Consider the following 19,210-nt stretch of genomic DNA (forward strand, 5'->3'; position numbering starts at 1 on the left):
GAGTTTCTCTCATTGGCTGTCCTTGTTGTTTAGTTTTCAAAGACCATTAAAGTCCATGGTTTATGAGTTTGTATCCCCTGCACCCGTTTGGGCCGGATCTAAATCTTAGCATTTTCAACTTGCGTTGTCAATGACTAATTTACTGTGTTTAGATTGAATAGTTTGAAGGTTTAACCCCTCACTTGTTCATTCAGTGTGCGTCTTCGTGGCGCTCAGTTAGAATACCATTTCCGCAATGCGTTGTCAACTTTATTTACTCGAAAACGCTAGTTAAGTGATCATATCCACCTATTCAAAAGAGAAAGCCCTCTATCGCAGATCATATACAACGAATAGAGGACTTCAATATGCGTAAAAGCAATACCTTGGGTTGTTTCTATTTATTAATAATGATTTCTTTTCCTTCTTTACGCCACTTAGCAAATTCAGCTGTTGCTGTGAAAAGTGCGTCTGTGGATGAGTTAAGTGCCGTTTCGAAAGAGTCTTGTAAAACACCTACGATAAAGCCTACACCAACTATCTGCATAGAAATATCATTTGGGATACCAAATAAACTCGCCGCTAGAGGAATCAACAATAACGAACCTCCAGCTACGCCTGAAGCACCGCAAGCGCTTACAGCTGCTAATACGCTGAGGATTAGCGCCGTAGCGATATCCACTTCAATACCAAGCGTGTGAACCGCTGCAAGGGTCATAACAGAAATGGTAACCGCTGCGCCAGCCATGTTGATGGTAGCGCCTAACGGAATGGATACCGAATACGTATCTTTATCTAAACCTAGATTTTCACACAAGGTCATATTTACAGGAATGTTTGCCGCTGAGCTACGTGTAAAGAATGCTGTGATACCACTTTCTCTTAAGCACCTAAACACTAGTGGGTAGGGGTTTTTACGAATATTTACGTACACAATAATTGGATTGACAACAAGAGCGATAAAGACCATACAACCAATTAGAACTGCAAGTAACTGTCCATAGCTGAGTAAGACCCCGAGTCCACTTGTAGCAATCGAATCAAATACGAGACCCATAATACCTAAGGGCGCGAACTTTATGACCCATCTAACCATTAGGGTTAAGGCATCCGAAAAATCAGAAATCATCGTTTTTGTAGTATCAGGCACATTTTTTAAAGCAGCGCCAAGAACTAACGCCCAAGCCAATATACCAATATAGTTGGCATTAAATAGTGCTTTCACAGGGTTATCAACAACATTCATCAGTAATGCTTTGAGAACCTCGACTACGCCTCCAGGAGGAATCACATCCTTAGCGCCCGCCGCCAGTGTTAAGGTTACCGGAAATATAAAGCTTGCAGCAACCGCCACAACTGCGGCTAAGAATGTTCCTAAAAGATAAAGGAAGATAATAGATTTCATATTGGTTTGATGACCACTCTTGTGTTGAGAGATGGCTGACATGACCAAGAAGAAAACCAATATTGGGGCAATCCCTTTCAAAGCACCCACAAATAAAGAACCAAAAATTGTGATAGGTTTTGCTAAGTCTGGAACTGTTACAGCTAAGATTATACCAATAATCAACCCTATAATTATTTGTTTTACCAAGCTCAATTGATTCCACTTGTTCATCAGATTTTTCATAATCACTTTTCCTCCTATTATTTAAGATAGAAACAAAACAGCGCAGCAGTTTCTTGTTATTACTGTCCAGATTCCGGGTAACGAGCCTTCGAAGCCTCATAGAGCTTGTCCCATTTCTCATGAATTCATCACCTTGGTCACAAATAACACTGGTGAGTCGATGAGGAATTTAACCCTAATATGATGATGGTTGTAGTTTACCAATCGACGATTTTCTTTATCCATGTACTAGCATATTAATAATAGCGAATTCTCAAGCTGGATGGCTTAGCTGATATTTGAAGGCTCGGAAAGTGAACTCGCTCAACTAAGTCGCTACTTACGCCAAAATCAGAGTACTAGGTCACGCCCATATTAAGTGGGAGTTTAAAATAGATGATACGAGTAAGGAGTGAGGTCTGACATGACGGCAGACCTCTCAATAGTTTTCTCACTAGCTTGCATTCTGTCTTAACTTTTGTTGAATCTTCTGCAGCATATCTGAAGTCAATTTTGCTAAATCATAGTTAGTTGTAAAACCCCATTCTGCAATAGCTGCTGTAGGATCAATGGAATTCGGCCAACTATCCGCTATACCTTGACGGATAGGGTCAACATTATAATCCATTTTAAAAGCTGGTAGAGATTTTTTAATTTCAGTTGCAAAATCATCTGGCTGAGCGCTAATAGCAGTAACGTTATAAGCATTTCTGTGGATAAGCCTAGTAGGATCGGCCTCCATTAATTTAATAATTGCATCTAGCGCGTCGGGCATATACATCATATCCATATAGGTCCCTTGTGCGATATAAGAGGTATATTGTCCCTTTCTCAAGGCTTCATAATATATTTCGACAGCGTAATCTGTTGTTCCGCCCCCTGGTGGTGTGACATAGGAAATCAGTCCGGGGAGACGAACTCCTCTGGTGTCCACTCCGAACTTAAGGTTGTAATAATCACACAGCAGTTCACCAGCCACTTTATTTACTCCATACATGGTTGTCGGTCTCTGGATCGTAACTTGTGGTGTATTATCTTTGGGAGTTGATGGCCCGAACGCACCAATCGAACTTGGAGTAAAAAATTGGCACTGGAGTTCTCTGGCCGTTTCCAGAGCATTGACGAGCCCTCCCATATTTAAATTCCAAGCAAAAAGGGGTTTTGCTTCCGCCGTTGCAGATAACAGTGCCGCTAAATGAATAAATGTGTCGACTTGATATTTTTTGGCTATATCGAACATAGCTTGAGCATTTGTTACATCCAGAGCTTCATGAGGACCTGACTGCGTCAGCCAAAACTGCTTCTCCTGTCTAATATCAGTAGCAATGACATTGTCATTTCCATAAACGTCGCGTAATTTCGGTATAAGCTCTGAACCGATTTGCCCAAGGGCTCCGGTAACTAATATTTTTTTCATAATACTACCTCCGCTCATTTCTTAAGTAATACCCCTTGTGAACCGGCAGGTTCATGGAAGTAAGACTAATAATCTATGGCTCATTTCTACAGAATTTTCATTTCTAATCCAACTTTTCTGTAAATGACTAAAGCCTGGTCCAGCATTACTCTGGTATGAGCAGCTGTCGGCATATTTCTCACTCGGCCCGTTCCTTTGGGAACAGTAGGAAAAATGATTGCCTTGGCATAGACGCCATTTTCATAGAGCTTTCTACTGAATATTTGAGTTTGAATTTCGTCCCCAATAATACACGGAGTGATCGGGGTTTGACTTGCACCAATATTAAAGCCCAGGCCTTTTAGCCCTTCTTTCAGATAGTTTCCGTTTTCCCACAGCCGTTTTTGTAATTCTGTACTGTTTGATAAAATGTCAATAGCGGTAATACAAGCAGCGACATCACCAGGGGTTAACGCCGTAGAGAAAAGGAAGGGTCGGCTTCTCACCTTCAGCCAATCAATTAACTCTTTTTTGCCGGCTACATAGCCACCTATAACCCCTAGAGCTTTAGAAAGAGTACCCATCTGAAAATCAATTTTGTCGGATAAACCAAAATGTTTGACCGTTCCTACCCCGTCTCCTAACACGCCTGAACCATGAGCATCATCGACGTAAGTGATCAAATCAAGTTCTTCGGCGACTTCCACAATCTCAGGCAGCTTAGCGATATCACCGTCCATTGAGAAGACCCCGTCCGTAATTACCATGATTTTCTTATACAAACCCGATTTTTTAGCCTGCAACGATTTTGCTCGCAAATCAGCGATATCAGAATGTTTATAGGCAATGACTTTGGCTCTCGATAAGCGGCATCCATCAATAATAGAGGCATGGTTTAATTCATCCGACAGGATTGCGTCATCCTTATCCATGACAGCGGAAATAGCACCCATATTACAATTGAAGCCAGATTGAAAGGCAATAGCCGCTTCGGTATGCTTAAAGGCAGCTAGTTTTTCTTCTAATTTGACATGAAGTTCCATCGTACCATTAATTGTTCTTACGGCCCCTGCGCCGACCCCATACTTATTGATAGCTTCGATTGCCGCTGCTTTTAATCTAGGATCGGTAGCCAATCCTAAATAATTATTTGAAGATAAGTTGATCATTTCTTTTCCGCAAATTTTAATTAATGGGCCATTGGAACTTTCTAAGGGATCGATCACATTGTACAACCCTTTACTTTTCAAATCTGCCAGGTTTTCTTTTAAAAAGCTTTGTAATATTTTACTATCCATAAATTAAATCCCCCCCATTTGATGTCCGCTAACTGAATCTATGGTTTATAAAACCACATGTCCTCACCACGGAGACACTTTGATATATTATTCTAAATATATTTAATATATCCTCTTTAAAGTACCATTTTATCTCCGAAATGTCCACCCTATAAAGACATTTAAGGTGGAATATTTAAATATATATTTATACTCTTAGGATTAGTTCACGTCTTACCCAAAATATAAAAGGATTGTATTAAAAAAAGACTCCAAAAAACTCGGAATCTTTGAGGCCTAATTCTTTAGATAAGAACTTTGAAATCACACATCTAATATTTTAATGCTCATAATAAACTCCGCATTAATAAGTTCTTTACCCTTTTTCGTTTCTACTTCAAGCCAATTTTCATTGACATCAATAATTTTGCCCTTGACACTATTATTAAAATTCCCTGTAGATATCTGGCAATTCTTGCCGATATATTTCTTGATGAGCTCGTTTATCATCTTTACAACACCTTTACCTTTCCGCTTCTTAATTCTTAATAGTACTGCCTTCTGGGCTGCGCGTTGCTGTGGCAAAATAATTATAAAAATAATGAACAGTGGCATATAGATTGCAATCCATGATCCTGTATCCAATAGCCTCATCCTTCATTCATAGTATTGAATTGATTCAACGTTTTCAACCCAACTTACAACATGCTCAGTGTCGTGTGGGGTACTTTTAAGGTATTAAAACTCATCTTTGCTCCTTAGAGTAGTATTTATAACAAATTATGCAGCTTTTAAATGCGCATTAGAAGATGTATCAATTATCGGTCAAAGTCAGTAAAAAGAGAATCCAATTATTCCACTAGTTTTTAGAAATTCTCTACTTAATCTAAAACAAAAACGATCAGAGTTCATGTCATTGCACAGAAACTTCATGAAGACATTTAAAATAGAGTCTAGATAAGCTAGAGCTACGTTATTTCCTCATGAAATATAACGATATAGCGCCTTAGAAAAGGAACGCCAAGAAGGTGTTCCTTTCTATATACAACACTATGGTTTAATTCACCTTAGTTTCGCCAGAAGCAACAACTAGCCTTAACAACCTCGTTTTTTTAACTCTCCTACTAATTTCCATGAAGAATAAATAATAAGAACAATATAAAAATAAAAACTGAACTGTGCTGAGGACCATCTAGCATTTCCGAGATACACGTCCATAAGTTGGCCAGCCACCCCAGCAGCCATTCCAACAACAATGATAAGCCACATTTGAATTGCAACAATTACTCTTTCGTTGAAAGAATAAATACACATAAAGTGCTATGCAAATAAGAACCACGCCTCTTGAAATCAGTAAAAGTGTTGTCATTTCATTATCTTCCTCATTACTATAATATTCAGACCTAATATTTAAGTATATCATAACGCATTTGATCTTATAACTCATTATCTCGACTTAGTATCTTCCAATAAAAAGCAGTATCAACTTTAATTTTTAACCAAAACGTTCCGTATTTACCGAACATTTCATATTATAGGGTATTATTGGAAAGGGAAGAAATACAAATGGCATTTGGAAACGTTGATGGAGCAACATGCGGTTGCGGAAATGGCCTTGGCGCAGGAATCGCTGCAGTTGTAGTAATAATTCTTCTTCTGATCGCTATGGGAATCGTATTCTAAGTTTAGAAAGGTGGAGTTTTTCATGTACGGAATGGGTTATGGTGGAATGAGCGGAGCATGTTGTCCGCAGGCTGTTGCTCCAGTTGCTGCTGGTGTCGGAGTAGGAATAATCGCAGTTGCGATTTTGATTCTCATCGCATTGGGCGTTATCTTCTAAAAGCACTAATAAGTAAGTGCATACCAGAAACCAGTATGTCAATTGGCAATCAATTCATATACTGGTTTCCTTTTGGCTATTGTTGTTCTAACTCTTGAACAGAAGAAAGTCCTCCTTGACCAAATAGTCACCGATGGTAACCTCCCTCAGTGCAAGCAGACGCTTACAACTCAATAAAGACAAATCAAGCACCTTGTGACGGAACTGGTACTGCTCGAATAGGGAGTAGCATGGGAGCAGGATTTGGTCAAAGTCAAGGAATGGCAAAAGAGCTGGCCAAGGCAGCGGCCTTGGTGGTGGAATGGGCAAGGTTTTAGTTGCCGTTACTAACCCTAATGTCGCCGTTTCTTTAACTCTTGGAATAATTTCCACAAAGAATAAATAATAATCCCAGAATACAGAAAAAAGCTAATCCGCACGGAGTCCCAAGTATAATTTCCGAGATTCACGTCTACGAGTGCACTAACTAAGCCAGCAAACATCCCAACAACAATGGTAAGCCACGTTTGAATTACCACATCATTTTTCTTGCGTCGAGAGAAGTAATAGAGATAAAGTCCTACGGAAATTAGAAATACGCTTCTTGAAACCAATAGAAGTGTGGTCATGTAGTTTTTTTCCTCATTTACCATAAATTCAGCGACAACGCCGTATACAGAGTATAACAAAACATATAGGGTCTATCAAGGATCGCATCGGGCACTAGGTGATTAACTCTCTGTAATTTGCATCTTATGAATTAACGTTTCTCCCATCAGACTGAGATATAGTTCATACATGGACCTTTTAATCTCACGATTGATTGTTTCCTTGGACGCCACCAGTGGCAGTGCCATTAGATACATTGGAATATCCCAGATTGAATAATCCACGCCCTCGATAAGGTAAAATCCTACTCTTTCGTAAAATTCAATGCGACGCCTGCGTGAATCTGCATCCGCTGGAGTTTTGGCCTGGTCTGGCCGTTCCACTTCCACAAGAAGAACCTGTTTATCTCGATACATAAGTCGCAGTCTTTTCAAAAACGCAGATCCTATGCCCTGTCCCCTATACTCCTTAAAAACAGCCAAAAGACTAATCAGAACATAGTTATTTTCATGGCTGTCTGTACAGACTGAATAGGCAATATCCTTTTCGCCTTCACAGAAGATCAGCGCCTTTTGAAGGCCACCTTGAAGATGTTGATATATTATCGAATACGGTGCATATTCTCCCTGAGAAAAATCCCGTACAATTAGTTGATAGAAAGCCTTAAGTTCATCAAGTTCCATACGACGGATGCTGTAATTGGACATAATATGTCGCCCCCAAAAGTTTTTCGAACTATTATATAGATAAAGCTGCTCTTGTTTTTAGAGAGCAGCTTTATCATATTTAGGTTTTTACCCCAATCTATCATACTATCCATATAATCTATTTAAAGTAACATTGTGCTCATTACAAATTTCCCAATATCATGATAAAGCAATTCTTGCGTTTCTTTAATTAAAGACTTTCAAATATTAAGCAATAGAAATTATCTCCTAATGAAAATTTATCGGTAGTTTTTAATCCCCGACTATTACCCATTTCTTCTACATACTCTTCAGCTATCCTATGATCAACTGGTGGACCCATTGGTGTTTTTCTCTTATGAAACTCGATTATCATGAGCTTGCCCTTTTGCTTTAAAATTCGCTTGATCTCATTAATCATTAATTCTTTATTTTCTACTTCATGAAATACAGTTACCATGATCGCCATATCACAGCTATTATTATCTACTGGAAGGATAGTCGAATCAACCTTCTTTATTATTAGGTTTTTAATATTGCGCTCAGCCATTCTATTCGTAAGTAATTCTATCATACTATCGGATATTTCCAACGCATAGATATCATTGTTGCTTATTTCAGTCGCGGGATAAGTAAATACCCCTGTACCAGCACCAATGTCACAAAGTATCATTTTTTCTGTAAATCCTGCTCTAATTAATGAATTCTTTGGATCAAGTTCTGCCATTCTCAATTGATTTTCAAATTTAATAATTTTATCCTTATCCATCTAATTTATCCCCTTACTAAAGTAAAATCTGGTGGTTATAATCTTCTAGGTATGATTAATTTGTCCCAACTGAAAAATAAAGCTTGTTATTGACAATGATCCCATTACCTATAAATCCTTGAATATTAAAACCCGCTCATCTTCCTTTGATGCACCTAATACATATTATTCTATAGCTTCTTTCAGTTTATCCGTTTGAATTCAAAATAGCAAAATGATGCTAATTATTCGCTTTAACTCAATGTCAACGGAAGATTATTGTGCGATGGATATCTAAATGTCTAACAAGCACCTAACTCCGTGTACAATTATTTAATATGCCCAGGGTTTTTAACAAACCGATCCGGATGAACTAAATTAACGTCGATCCGTCCTGTTCTGCCATTCAAAATTAGGTCAGCCACAATGCGCCCAGTTGCGGGAGCATGCATAAAGCCATGTCCACTGAGCCCGTTAGCCAACATAAAGCCGTGTAACCCTGGTGCTTCGCCAATAATCGGGGAAAAATCAGGCGTCTGTTCGCATATACCCGTATAGGTGCTCAGCCATTTTATATCGATGGTCGAAGGGACTATGTCCATCGCTGCCAGAAAAAAATCTTCGGCCCTAGATTTATCAACCACTACTTCAAATCCCGGCCAGGTATATTGATCGGTTCCCCCCAATAATATCGCCTTAGCACTGACTTCCTGATGCAAATAGAAACCAGTAGCCAAATCTAGCAGCAACGGAGTAGCAGGTGGCACATCTATAGGGTTGCTGCAGACGTAAACTTGACGGCGAAAAGGCTGCACAGGAAGCCTAACCCCCGCTGTCGCCGCTAACTGGGCAGCATACGGGCCGGCAGCATTCACTATTAGTTGGCCCCATAGAGTCCCTTGCCTCGTTTCGACGCCTTGAATACTCTCTCCTTCGATGATGATATTCATTGCTTCCCATCCGAAATGAACGACGGCACCTTTTCGTCGTACCGCAGAGTAAAGTCCTGCCAAAACAGCAAACGGGTCAGCATAGGCATCCCATGGGCAAAATGTTCCACCCAAGAAACGGCCTCTGTGGAGATAGGGGAAATCTTTCAGCAGTTCTTCCTCTTTTAGTAACTTCATAGGTATGCCATCCGCATCAGCTTGTTCCTTTGTCAATTGCAGTTCATTCCACAAGTCCTCATTAGAGGCCAACATTAAGCCTCCCTTTTCCAAATACTCGATCGGGGTATCTAACGCTGACTCAAAATTTCGGAAGAAATCTCTGCTAAGAAGACTCAGACTACGGAGTAGCGGACTGCTGAATTGGTAGCGAATACTGCCAGTTCCTTTGCCCGTGGAACCCAGGCCTAGCATTTTTTCCTTTTCCAATATTGTTATCGATAGTTTGGGATCTGTTTCCAGAAGGTGATAAGCAATGCTTAATCCAATAATACCAGCACCGATGATAATTATATCTGGCTTAAGCTGTTTACTACTTATGTGCATTAAGTTTCCCGCCTTTAAAGATGAGTAATATGGATATTGATTGGTTCTACTCAATTAAGCATAACATATCCTCTAGAAATTCAACAAATTCGGTATACTCCACAGGGAAAAACCTATCTCACGTAAATTTAAGAACCTTACCGTAATAGTAAGGTCCTTAATACATTTCTGCAATTGAAATGTAGAATTTTTTTATTGAATTTTTTCCAGATCACCGGGGTCGTATGCAAATTCACCAGGTATAATATCTAACCGTACTACAATAAAGACCCCAATTTCGTCGCGATCAACTCGTACAACTGTTCCTATGCAGTGATTACACGTCTCTACGCGATCCCCAACTTCGAATAGGCATTCGTTCCGGAAGAAGAACTTTTTTTTAGATTCGATCATATTCACCCTCCCCTTTCTTCGAACAAATACAACTGTTTAGAATACCTCTTCAGCTGGATAAGAAATAAACAAATTCTTACGGTTCTTAACGTGATTAATTTCACTAGACTCAGCGTAATATTTCCAAGTGCAAGGGGTCAAGGATCGCTCATAACATACGCCTATATACTTATACCATGAATCATGTGGTCAGATGTTTCTGAGAAAATAATACAGTGTCCATACACACAAATGTTACTTTGCAGTATATTGAAGCTTTATGCACACATATTATACTCCTCTCATAAAGTCTAACATTATGGGCAAACCAAGTCTATAGCAAATCTATATGGCCATAATCAATTCTGGTTATAGTTAATTAATTATTCAAAATACTCATTTTCTTTATTTTCGGTTTAACCGTCTTTTTTGCTTTAGCTCTCCCTTTATTACCTACCTCTTTTATATTATTAATTGTGTCTTCTACCTTTCAGTAGTATCACTTTGCTTTAAGAGTGCTATAAAAAACAGTACTTAAAATCACAATTCCTCCTAAGATTTCTCGTAAGTCTAGTATTTCCCTTATGATAAAAACCGCAAAGATTATGCCATAAACCGGCTCAAGGCTAGAGATTATTCCAGCCGTTTGTGTCTTGAGATTTTTCAAACTATTTATAAAAAGCAAATGAGAAATTCCAGTAAAGATAACGCCCAAGACCACAAGTAGTAATATATCCTTAAGATTTATAACTGGGCGTAGTAAAAAATAAAAAGGAATTAGGACAAGTGTCGCAATAAATTGTTCATAAAAAGCAATAACAAAGCTGGAGTACTCTTTCACAAATTTCCTGTTCAGCATCGATAAAATTGCATATGTGAGTCCGGATATGATTCCCCATATAACCCCTTGAGTTAAATTATTCCCCAACTCTAAGGCTGGAATAACTAGCATTACCCCAAATAAAGTTACAACTGCGGTCAAACTATCGGACAACTTAATTTCTTCTTTGAAAAAAAATGGCTCCAAAAAAGTTACAAAAACAGGGAATGTTGAAAATGTTAATAATCCTATTGCCACTGTAGATACCTGAATCGATTTGAAGAAAGCACTCCAATGAAGCGCTAAAATTATACCCATCATTATTAAATACAAATAATGCTTTTTCTTTTTAAGTTTCACATCCTTCTTAAGATAAAGGATAATCATCATCAGAAATATACTCGAAAATAAAACTCTCCCTAGAACAATAATGGTTGGTGAAAGTATTATTAGTTTTCCGAATAACCCTGATAGACCAAATAACAGGACTGCTAAATGAATTTCCGTTAAACTCCTAGCTTTTGCATTCATATGCGCTGAACATTAACCTTAGTAAAGCCTGCAGCTTGATTAAACGCTCGTTTCCACTGAATAGTGTTCCTAACAATTGCTTTCATCTAACCCCTCCGCCATTATTCTCTTTATTCCTACCCGTTAATGGACTTTTACCACCAATCGGCATACCCTCTCCCTTTGTCTTCTATTAATTCTGGTAATCCTTTAGTAAGTTACTTTTTGTATTTTGTTCCTGTTCCTACCAATTTGTAAATTAGGTAGCCTAATACCCCACCAATCGTATTGAGTAGTACATCGTCGATATCCAAACCTCCGACATTAAATATATATTGGCATACTTCAGCGGTAATACTGGTGAGCAAGGCTATTAGCATTATAACGATCAATCGTTCCGTTCGTTTAAAAACCAAAGGTAATAAAAATCCCATAGGCATAAAAGCCACTATATTACCTACCAGATTAATAAGGAGGATACTTACTCCAAAACTTTCATAATTCTTAATATACCCCACGATTGTCTTCAGGGGCTCTAAATTATAGCGTCTAGAACCACCATGAGAACGATATTTCCCAAGAAAAAGCTCCCAAGCAAGAACTGTTATGTAACCTAAAAAAATTAGCCGATAAACTCGGCTCCATAATCTTGTATTCAATCGCTGGGGCTTATCGCTTGTTTGGTCTGTCATCTAGGAGCTCCTTTTTCCATGCTGTCAGTCAACCACAGAGGATTTCTACATACCCCTCAGTTCCGTTTCTCTGATCTACTGCCCGTCTATTATTGTTTATTACTGATAATAGGTATTTTCATTGTTCTTGTTCAAATTCGTAACCAGATGGCCAAAGGAAAACATCTCCTTAAATAAGGAAATGATGACATTGGCCATACCTCTGTGAACGCAAAATGATTATTTCTTCTTTTTCAATTTCCCTTCTGCTTGTTTTATATTCTCAGCAACTCTAAATTCAACTATCTTGCTTACTAATTGATAAGGCAGTGGCTTTTCTAAAGGAAATTGTACTGAACCTTTCGCTCCTTTATATTTCGATAATTCTTGTTTAAATGCCTCAATTCCGCTAGGACCTGGATAAAATCCTATATGATTTTTATGAGCAGCAAAATGGACCAGATTACCATGTAAGGCAAAAGTGGGCATTTGATAACTTATCTTTTCATTCGCGTCTGGTGCAGAGTCTTTTATGACTTTTCTGAACGTTTTAAGTATTTCTTGAATTTCAGGAGCAAATTCCGAAATATATTCCTCTATCGACTTAGCCGTGATCTTTTTGTTACCTTCCATAATTTTATCCTCTTTTATAAGCTTTTTTCAGCAACTATCATTTATCTATCAGGATAATCATGACCATTGTGTCTTTGGATTATCCTCACTGTGATCTTTAGTTTATCTTTATTCACAGTTCTTTGTAAACGTCTGCCTTAAAACCCAAAATTAGCTTGTTGTTCCCTGTAACCAAAGGGCGAATTATAGCTTTTGGATTAATCATAAGAAAATTGGCAACATCAAATTCGTTGGATACCTCTAGCTCTTTCCCTAATTCTTTGTACGTTTTGCTCCGCTTGTTTAGCCGTCCCTGGACCGAAATTCCCCCTAGTTTAGCTAATTCAACCAGTTCTTCCATTGTGAGTAGTTTTTTTTACAATGTTCCGGTATTCATACTTAACATGCTGTCGCAGAAGACCCGCTTCCGCTTTACGACAAGTTGTTCACTGGGGAAAACAATAAAATGTTACCATTGTTATTTTGCCTCCTCACTGACAAGTCTCTCTTGGAATTCTGTAGTATAGCGTAAATATTCCCTTGAATTATACCATTTTAGCGATGCTTATTGCATAAAAAGTCGCCTAAAACCATTTGTTTTAGGCGACTTTGGGCTAAGTTTCCTTACTGCCCCTCCAACCAGATAGTAAAAAGCCTTAGTAGGATCTTTGATCAGAAATTGTGCGGACACCTTCTAAATCGGTGGTTAACTCAACAGTCCATTCCAGACTGGAAGTGCCGCAAAGACAACCAAATATCGCAAAGTCATTCCACCGACCATCACCGCTCCATCAGAAAGCAATAAGATATTCTGGCTTTTCCCTTTTCCTACAACGTAATATATCAAGGGGGCAATGAGCCCAACTATGACAAACAAGAGCCAGAAAGGTATCGCAAGAGATTCAGTGAGTAGTAGGTTCGCGGATAACATAGCTGCTCCTTGGTTTCCTGCATATATGAACGCAAAGAAAGCAGCGACGACAATAAGTTCAGCGCTAACGAGCCATAAATGGACTTTTGAAACCCGTGTATCATGGACTGTATTTTGTTCGAATAAATGCGCCAATAATGAGGTCAACGATAAACCGGTTGAAAGTGCTGATATTACAAAAATTATCGGCATTAGATACGAGTTCCAAAAGGGTACTCCCTCTATTACACTTAAAAGCATTCCGGTATAAGCTGCTGTCGATAACGCTAATATTGCGCCAACATAAGATAACGCCGCTGGAGCTTGTCTCTTCTTCCATACAAAGTACGATTTAATAAAAGCGACAAAGATAAAACCTGTCAGTATATAAATACCCCATGTCATCACAGATGTATAATTTAAAAACATATTGATGATTAGCCAGGGTTTCTTTAGACCTTGCCCCAAATCTGTGATCAATAACAGGGCTCCAATTGCTACAAGGGGTGCTGAAACATAATAGCCCACACGATTCAAATTAGTTATTTTGCCTAAAAAGCCTTTTTCCGCCGCAAATGAAGATAGATATGCACCTGCGCCAAGTCCACCTAAAAACAAATATATGGCAATGAGCCAACCCCAATGTCCCATTTTTAATCCCTCCAGTTAATTATTCCTTAGGAATCGCAATCATAGATGGGTGCGTAATATCAGTATTAGGAAGCCCTTTATAATTTAGATCTCCCTTTTTAGACAATTCCTTCATATCCCCCATAGTCAGTACCTGAGTAGGACAAACCCCTACACATAAAGGAACGTTTCCTGCATCCTGCAACTCATAACAAAAATGGCATTTCGAAACAGCCCCTAATTGTTTTTGGATATTAGGCGCATGATAAGGACATGCATAGCTACAATAGCCACAACCAACACACTTAGCAGAGTTCTGAATGACAATCCCGTCACTCTCCCGTTTGGAATAAGCTGCAACTGGACAAACTTTGGCACAAGCTGGGTCAGCACAGTGATTACAACTCATGGATAAAGCGTCGCCCTCTGAGTTTTTAAGAAGCTTTCTCCACGGGGCCTCTGTCTCCCAATTGTAATTCGCTTGGCAAGTTTTCACGCACGCCTCACATTTGATGCATTTTCCTTCATCGTAACTAAAACCAACTTGCATTTTGGGGTTCGTTGCTACGCCTTCTTCGACTCCGACTCCGACTTTTTCTTCAGCCTGTAAAATCTTTGTTGGTATTACACCAATTGCAATAGCCGTTCCTAACAGTATTCCACCTTTTATCACGGTACGCCGGGATAAAGTTACAAACTTATTACGTGACATCTCTTCACAGCTCCTTTTCGCATTTGAACAAACAAAGTCGCCCATATGACGCTTGTTGTTAAATGCACAATTCTCTTACTCAGCTAGTCTAACATAATTCGACATCGTTCTCAATGGTGTGCATTATTTGTCAGAATATAAATAAATTGGCAACTTGAAAAGAGGTGATGACAATGATTCTCAAAAGTTATGATATACTAAAACAAAGTTAACTCATTCCAATAGTTGAACATTGAGAAGGATGTCTACACTCACCGAAGCAAGGTGCGGGTGACCACTCCCACAAGTAGAAGTAGGAGTCTCACGATTTGATCAAGAAAGAAGGTTGCGCTATGTCGGATTCATTGGTTTTTATAAAAAATAAAATTGAGTTTAAATATATTTCTGATCAGAATAAAAAATTTTAATTTTCGATGTCAAGAATGATAAAGGGTTACCTGCTTACACATTACCTGAGCAATCTGTAGAACTCGATAAAGCTACTTTCATCAATCTATGTCTAAATATCCGTAAACAGATTGACAAAGGAAGACATCCCATTAGTCAGTGAAATGATTTTGTTGCCATTAGTGTTCAATAGGGCCGGTTACCAAGCGGTAACCGGCCCTGAGATTTATTCTATATTGGAGCATATCCTCATCCCTATGCCCGCGACAGCCATATCGTCACAAACTGCAATTATTTCTTTTTTTGATTGAGGGATGGAAGAGAATTGGTGGGGGGACTATAACCCCATTGAAGAGGTGTACGGGTTTCCATCAATTCCCTTCCTTTTTATAAAGCTGAAAGGTTAAGGTATTTCCATCTACGAAACTACGGATTAGCAGATGAGCGTCTGTACTATTTTTGAATTTAAAATCAAGAATAGGAAAACTTACGGTTGCATCACGCCCGGGAGGAACATAATTTACGGGCAGAGAATGACTATGTCGTTCAAGAATTTCTAAATCAGCAAGAAGAACGACATTATAGAGTGTGGAAGAAACTTGGCAGACTCCTCCTCCGAGACCCGGGGTGAAGGTGTTTCCTTCGATGATCAGCGCCTCTTTATACCCCGCCTCAGCAATTCTTTCTCCTACACTATTATTGAAGGAGAACCTTTCTCCAGGTGCTAATAGTTTTCCATCGAGAGCCTTTGCAGCAAGACGAATGTTCTCCGTACGATTGACCTGTGTTGAGTCAAAGCGAGTTGAATATTGAGCGATTGGCCCTGGTTCTTTGACGGTTAGATTTAGCTTGATTGCTTTGCCGTATCCGTCTACCACGCCATCATAAACACTTGAACCTATGGTGCCGGTACCTACAAACGTGGGATTCCACTGAACCGGCACATCAATAGTATCACTGTTATAAAGCCTAGCTTGAACAGTTGTAGGTAAAGAATAGTCTTGCTTTTGAGTGACCGTTGCAGTTATATCGGCTATAGAATAAATACTAGTTTCTTTCGCTGTTCCCGAAATTAGGTCTCTTGAACTTATTATTAGCTCATCCGTTACAACTCCACTGCCACCAAAAGAGACTACCTTTGGACTTAAATTGTTAGCATAAAGTCTTCCTAAGTAACTGGCTACTGATTTTGGCAATGTTGGTACAGAAGGGTCAATTAATATAATGGGATCTCCCTTTTGGGCCGCCACAACACTACCTGCCAATGCATCAGCAAAACCGTACCCTGTGGCTAGATATATTGTTGATGGATTCAGTGCAAAGGTTTCTGAAATGATAACATTCGTATCAAACCGAGATTGTCCAGACAACCGTTCGACATTAGCCTGCGGCAACAAACTAGTTATTTCAGATTTTACATTGTCTAAGATCGCTCCTACTCCCCCAGTTATGTATACTTTCGAAGGCTTCTTATCCAGTAAAAAAATTTTCATTTCTTGAGGAAGTGTATCGTGAGGAGATAATAGTATCGGCCAGCCTTTATTAGCGGCAAAACTTGAGATACTTAGAGCATCAGGGTATTGTTCTCCAGAGGATATCACGACAGTAGCTAGACTTATATCCTTAAGTGAACTGGCTATCTTATAAGATGTATCATACTTGTCCATCCCGGCAATCCTAACAATATTTTTGAATCCAAGGTCATTAAATTTCGTCTCAAATTCCGTGCCAATTATCCCTGAACCACCAATGATATAAACTGTTCCACTTGGATCAAGATGTTGAATGACATAATCAAATGCTTCCTTAGAGCTATCAACAGAAGAATCAACTAATAGTATAGGGGCTTCCTTTTCGTGGGCCAGGACACTTGCCGATAATGCATCAGCAAATCCATTTCCAGTTGAAAGGATTACATTCTGAACTTTTCCGTTGCCATAATACTCAGCGATAACCTTGGCAGTTTCAAATCTTGTATCTCCTGAAAGCCTATTGGGACTATTTACTTGTGGTAATTCAGCAACTGAACTTAGATTAGTAGTAGCAAAAGCTGGTGCTCCTGCAAGGCAGCTACATGAGATTAAGATTAATGCAATTATCTTTCTGTTCATCTTATCCTACACTCCTTCAAATGACCATCTGGAAGATTATCTCATATTGAAGGAGTTAAGTGTGTCGAAATGAGCATTGTATTAACGTATTTTTAAATACCAATAGTGTCCCATTTAAACGAATATCAATGAAAAATCTTCGATGAGGGTTGATTATTCTGAGAGAAGCCTCCATAATCTATAAATGGTTATAAAAAAGATACCCTCCCAGACGTTAGTCCTAAGAGGGTATCTCTTCTATTAACGATTAATAGTTGTTACGTGAGCGAGGTTGAAAGCACTCACGGCAATATACAGGTTTGTCGCCAGACGGTTGGAAAGGAACAGTAGTTTCAATTCCGCAAGTAGCGCAAACAGCTGGGAACATTTCGCGTTCTTGACGGCCATAGCCACCGCCGCCTTGGTTTCTGGTTTGTGCTTTTTTAGCTGCACGGCACTCAGGGCAACGTCCAGGTTCGTTAGTAAACCCTTTTTCAGCATAGAACTCTTGTTCAGAAGCTGAAAATTCGAAATCCCGACCACAGTCTCTGCAATTTAAAATCTTGTCATTAAACATTATAAAAAACCTCCACTAATTATTTACCCGTGCTACATGGCAAGTTCACAACTTCCTGAAGCCTTAGGCAATAGAGAAGGTAAGCTTTTAATCCACTAGTTACAACGAGCTTTAATAAGTATAACTGAAAAAATAAAATATGTCAAATCTAACGAGCCTGCGATAAAATTGAAGACAAGTTCGTGAAATTTGCGGATATTGAGTCAATCCATTCCAAGATACCCCCTTCTAAAGTGGGTGTTCCATTTTCACTTTGGCGGGGGTAGAAGTGGAACTGTTCAGCTTTAACTAAAACGAGTTCACTATTCCTATGGCAAAACCTGAACAGGAATCGCTAAAGCCCTCGGCTCTGATTTTCCATTTATTTCGACACTAGTGCTAGCAAAGATAACACCTATCACCTTGGACTGATTATCTAAGACGGGACTACCGCTGTTACCTGGATTAATAGGTATATTGATATCAAAAATCTGATTTAGGCTATTCTTCACACTATAAAATTGACCTACTTCTCCTCTCTGCGATATCTTCTCATATCCCAACGGATTACCGATAATAGTCACGGTATCACCAGTTTGAACCCTGTCTTTTGTGTTAAGTGCTATCGTGGGGAGAGCACTTCCTTCTATCTGAATAATAGCTATGTCTACATCTGGGATGACCTCGTATTTTTTGGAGTAATACACCGTTCCATCACCAAAGCGAATAGTAATCGTACTGGCATTGACTACAATATGTTGATTAGTTATTATCGTACCTGTTGGGGATATATTAAACCCAGTACCCCGTTTTACCTCAGTATTGAAAAGCCCATTCGCAACCGTTGCTTCTATACTTACTACTGCGGGCTTGCATCGTTGAACGATTTCGTCTTCCTTTAAAGCCCTATTTTGTTCCAAAAAGTTCAATGTATCCGAGAAGAGAAAAGGGAAATTAGGTACAGAAATAGCTATAAACGCTAATAAAACCAGAAGGGTTACTAGTTTTCTAAAGTAGCCAGGTTTTTTATTGTTCAACATTTCGTCTCCAAGTTCATCGCCAGGCTCTTCATCCATTAATTCGTCATCGTTCATTGTTGCCTCCTGATTTTCAGCTGGTTCATATTTTATCTCTGTTTGGATTATATATTGAATAGTTCCGCATAGCTACGCCTTATATTTAACTCCTAATTTTTTATTATACATTCCATGTTCATGGACAACTTATTTAAGCGATTTGAATTGACTAATTCTGATACGTTGTCTAAACACGAAGAATCTTTCCCTATTCACTTTAGGAAAAGATTCTTAATTTTATCAATATA

20 protein-coding genes are annotated in these 19,210 nt (G+C 38.9%); 2 read left to right on the plus strand and 18 right to left on the minus strand.

Annotated features, from left to right (window positions below; translation table 11 throughout):
• Nucleotides 1-376: 376 nt before the first annotated feature.
• The 4 genes from sstT to E4K67_RS27955 all read right to left on the minus strand — a co-directional run bounded on the left by sstT (nucleotide 377) and on the right by E4K67_RS27955 (nucleotide 4,906).
• A complete protein-coding gene (gene sstT / locus E4K67_RS27940; protein WP_135552772.1) occupies nucleotides 377-1,609 on the minus strand; it encodes a serine/threonine transporter SstT in 1,233 nt (410 codons plus the stop codon).
• A gap of 433 nt (nucleotides 1,610-2,042) precedes the next feature.
• Nucleotides 2,043-3,005: an NAD-dependent epimerase/dehydratase family protein gene (locus E4K67_RS27945; protein ID WP_135552773.1), complete on the minus strand. Its 963-nt coding sequence runs from the start codon at nucleotides 3,003-3,005 to the stop codon at nucleotides 2,043-2,045.
• An 86-nt stretch (nucleotides 3,006-3,091) separates the two neighbouring features.
• Nucleotides 3,092-4,282 carry a glycine C-acetyltransferase gene (locus tag E4K67_RS27950; RefSeq protein ID WP_135552774.1) on the minus strand — a complete coding sequence of 397 codons (1,191 nt, stop codon included), beginning with the start codon at nucleotides 4,280-4,282 and terminating at the stop codon, nucleotides 3,092-3,094.
• 303 nt (nucleotides 4,283-4,585) lie between these two features.
• Complete coding sequence (locus E4K67_RS27955) at nucleotides 4,586-4,906, minus strand: DUF6897 domain-containing protein (protein ID WP_135552775.1); 321 nt, start codon at nucleotides 4,904-4,906, stop codon at nucleotides 4,586-4,588.
• A gap of 1,060 nt (nucleotides 4,907-5,966) precedes the next feature.
• On the opposite strand from E4K67_RS27955, the gene E4K67_RS31240 reads away from it, so the two are divergent.
• Together E4K67_RS31240 and E4K67_RS30345 are read left to right on the plus strand one after the other, a co-directional pair.
• On the plus strand, nucleotides 5,967-6,101 hold the full coding sequence (locus E4K67_RS31240; protein ID WP_274594919.1) for a hypothetical protein: 135 nt from the start codon (nucleotides 5,967-5,969) through the stop codon (nucleotides 6,099-6,101).
• Nucleotides 6,102-6,250: 149 nt separating this feature from the next.
• On the plus strand, nucleotides 6,251-6,418 hold the full coding sequence (locus E4K67_RS30345) for a hypothetical protein (protein ID WP_199242677.1): 168 nt from the start codon (nucleotides 6,251-6,253) through the stop codon (nucleotides 6,416-6,418).
• Nucleotides 6,419-6,433: 15 nt separating this feature from the next.
• Here E4K67_RS30345 and E4K67_RS27960 read toward each other — a convergent pair whose 3' ends face one another.
• The 14 genes from E4K67_RS27960 to E4K67_RS28025 all read right to left on the minus strand — a co-directional run bounded on the left by E4K67_RS27960 (nucleotide 6,434) and on the right by E4K67_RS28025 (nucleotide 18,980).
• Nucleotides 6,434-6,709, minus strand: a complete 276-nt coding sequence (locus tag E4K67_RS27960) for a hypothetical protein (RefSeq protein WP_135552777.1) — start codon at nucleotides 6,707-6,709, stop codon at nucleotides 6,434-6,436.
• 102 nt (nucleotides 6,710-6,811) lie between these two features.
• Nucleotides 6,812-7,396 carry a GNAT family N-acetyltransferase gene (locus E4K67_RS27965; protein WP_135552779.1) on the minus strand — a complete coding sequence of 195 codons (585 nt, stop codon included), beginning with the start codon at nucleotides 7,394-7,396 and terminating at the stop codon, nucleotides 6,812-6,814.
• Between the two features lie 190 nt (nucleotides 7,397-7,586).
• On the minus strand, nucleotides 7,587-8,144 hold the full coding sequence (locus E4K67_RS27970) for a class I SAM-dependent methyltransferase (RefSeq protein WP_135552780.1): 558 nt from the start codon (nucleotides 8,142-8,144) through the stop codon (nucleotides 7,587-7,589).
• 308 nt (nucleotides 8,145-8,452) lie between these two features.
• Nucleotides 8,453-9,616 (minus strand): NAD(P)/FAD-dependent oxidoreductase, encoded by a 1,164-nt coding sequence (locus E4K67_RS27975; protein WP_135552782.1) that lies wholly within the window; start codon nucleotides 9,614-9,616, stop codon nucleotides 8,453-8,455.
• 192 nt (nucleotides 9,617-9,808) lie between these two features.
• Nucleotides 9,809-10,009, minus strand: a complete 201-nt coding sequence (locus E4K67_RS27980; protein WP_135552784.1) for a hypothetical protein — start codon at nucleotides 10,007-10,009, stop codon at nucleotides 9,809-9,811.
• Between the two features lie 478 nt (nucleotides 10,010-10,487).
• Nucleotides 10,488-11,339 (minus strand): DMT family transporter, encoded by an 852-nt coding sequence (locus E4K67_RS27985; protein WP_135552786.1) that lies wholly within the window; start codon nucleotides 11,337-11,339, stop codon nucleotides 10,488-10,490.
• Nucleotides 11,340-11,536: 197 nt separating this feature from the next.
• A complete protein-coding gene (locus tag E4K67_RS27990; protein ID WP_135552788.1) occupies nucleotides 11,537-12,010 on the minus strand; it encodes a VanZ family protein in 474 nt (157 codons plus the stop codon).
• Between the two features lie 219 nt (nucleotides 12,011-12,229).
• Entirely contained in the window at nucleotides 12,230-12,622 is a 393-nt protein-coding gene (locus E4K67_RS27995) for an iron chaperone (protein ID WP_135552790.1), read from the minus strand.
• 112 nt (nucleotides 12,623-12,734) lie between these two features.
• Entirely contained in the window at nucleotides 12,735-12,962 is a 228-nt protein-coding gene (locus tag E4K67_RS28000; RefSeq protein WP_135552792.1) for an arsenate reductase family protein, read from the minus strand.
• 345 nt (nucleotides 12,963-13,307) lie between these two features.
• Nucleotides 13,308-14,162 (minus strand): NrfD/PsrC family molybdoenzyme membrane anchor subunit, encoded by an 855-nt coding sequence (gene nrfD, locus E4K67_RS28005; protein WP_135552794.1) that lies wholly within the window; start codon nucleotides 14,160-14,162, stop codon nucleotides 13,308-13,310.
• 19 nt (nucleotides 14,163-14,181) lie between these two features.
• Complete coding sequence (locus tag E4K67_RS28010; protein WP_135552796.1) at nucleotides 14,182-14,853, minus strand: 4Fe-4S dicluster domain-containing protein; 672 nt, start codon at nucleotides 14,851-14,853, stop codon at nucleotides 14,182-14,184.
• A gap of 758 nt (nucleotides 14,854-15,611) precedes the next feature.
• Entirely contained in the window at nucleotides 15,612-17,351 is a 1,740-nt protein-coding gene (locus E4K67_RS28015) for a cell wall-binding repeat-containing protein (protein ID WP_135552798.1), read from the minus strand.
• 247 nt (nucleotides 17,352-17,598) lie between these two features.
• Nucleotides 17,599-17,907, minus strand: coding sequence for a zinc-ribbon domain containing protein (locus E4K67_RS28020; protein ID WP_135552800.1), 309 nt, complete (start codon nucleotides 17,905-17,907; stop codon nucleotides 17,599-17,601).
• Nucleotides 17,908-18,215: 308 nt separating this feature from the next.
• A complete protein-coding gene (locus E4K67_RS28025) occupies nucleotides 18,216-18,980 on the minus strand; it encodes a S1C family serine protease (protein WP_135552802.1) in 765 nt (254 codons plus the stop codon).
• Nucleotides 18,981-19,210 lie beyond the last annotated feature (230 nt).

This window comes from Desulfosporosinus fructosivorans, from assembly GCF_004766045.1.
Taxonomy (GTDB): Bacteria; Bacillota; Desulfitobacteriia; order Desulfitobacteriales; family Desulfitobacteriaceae; genus Desulfosporosinus; species Desulfosporosinus fructosivorans.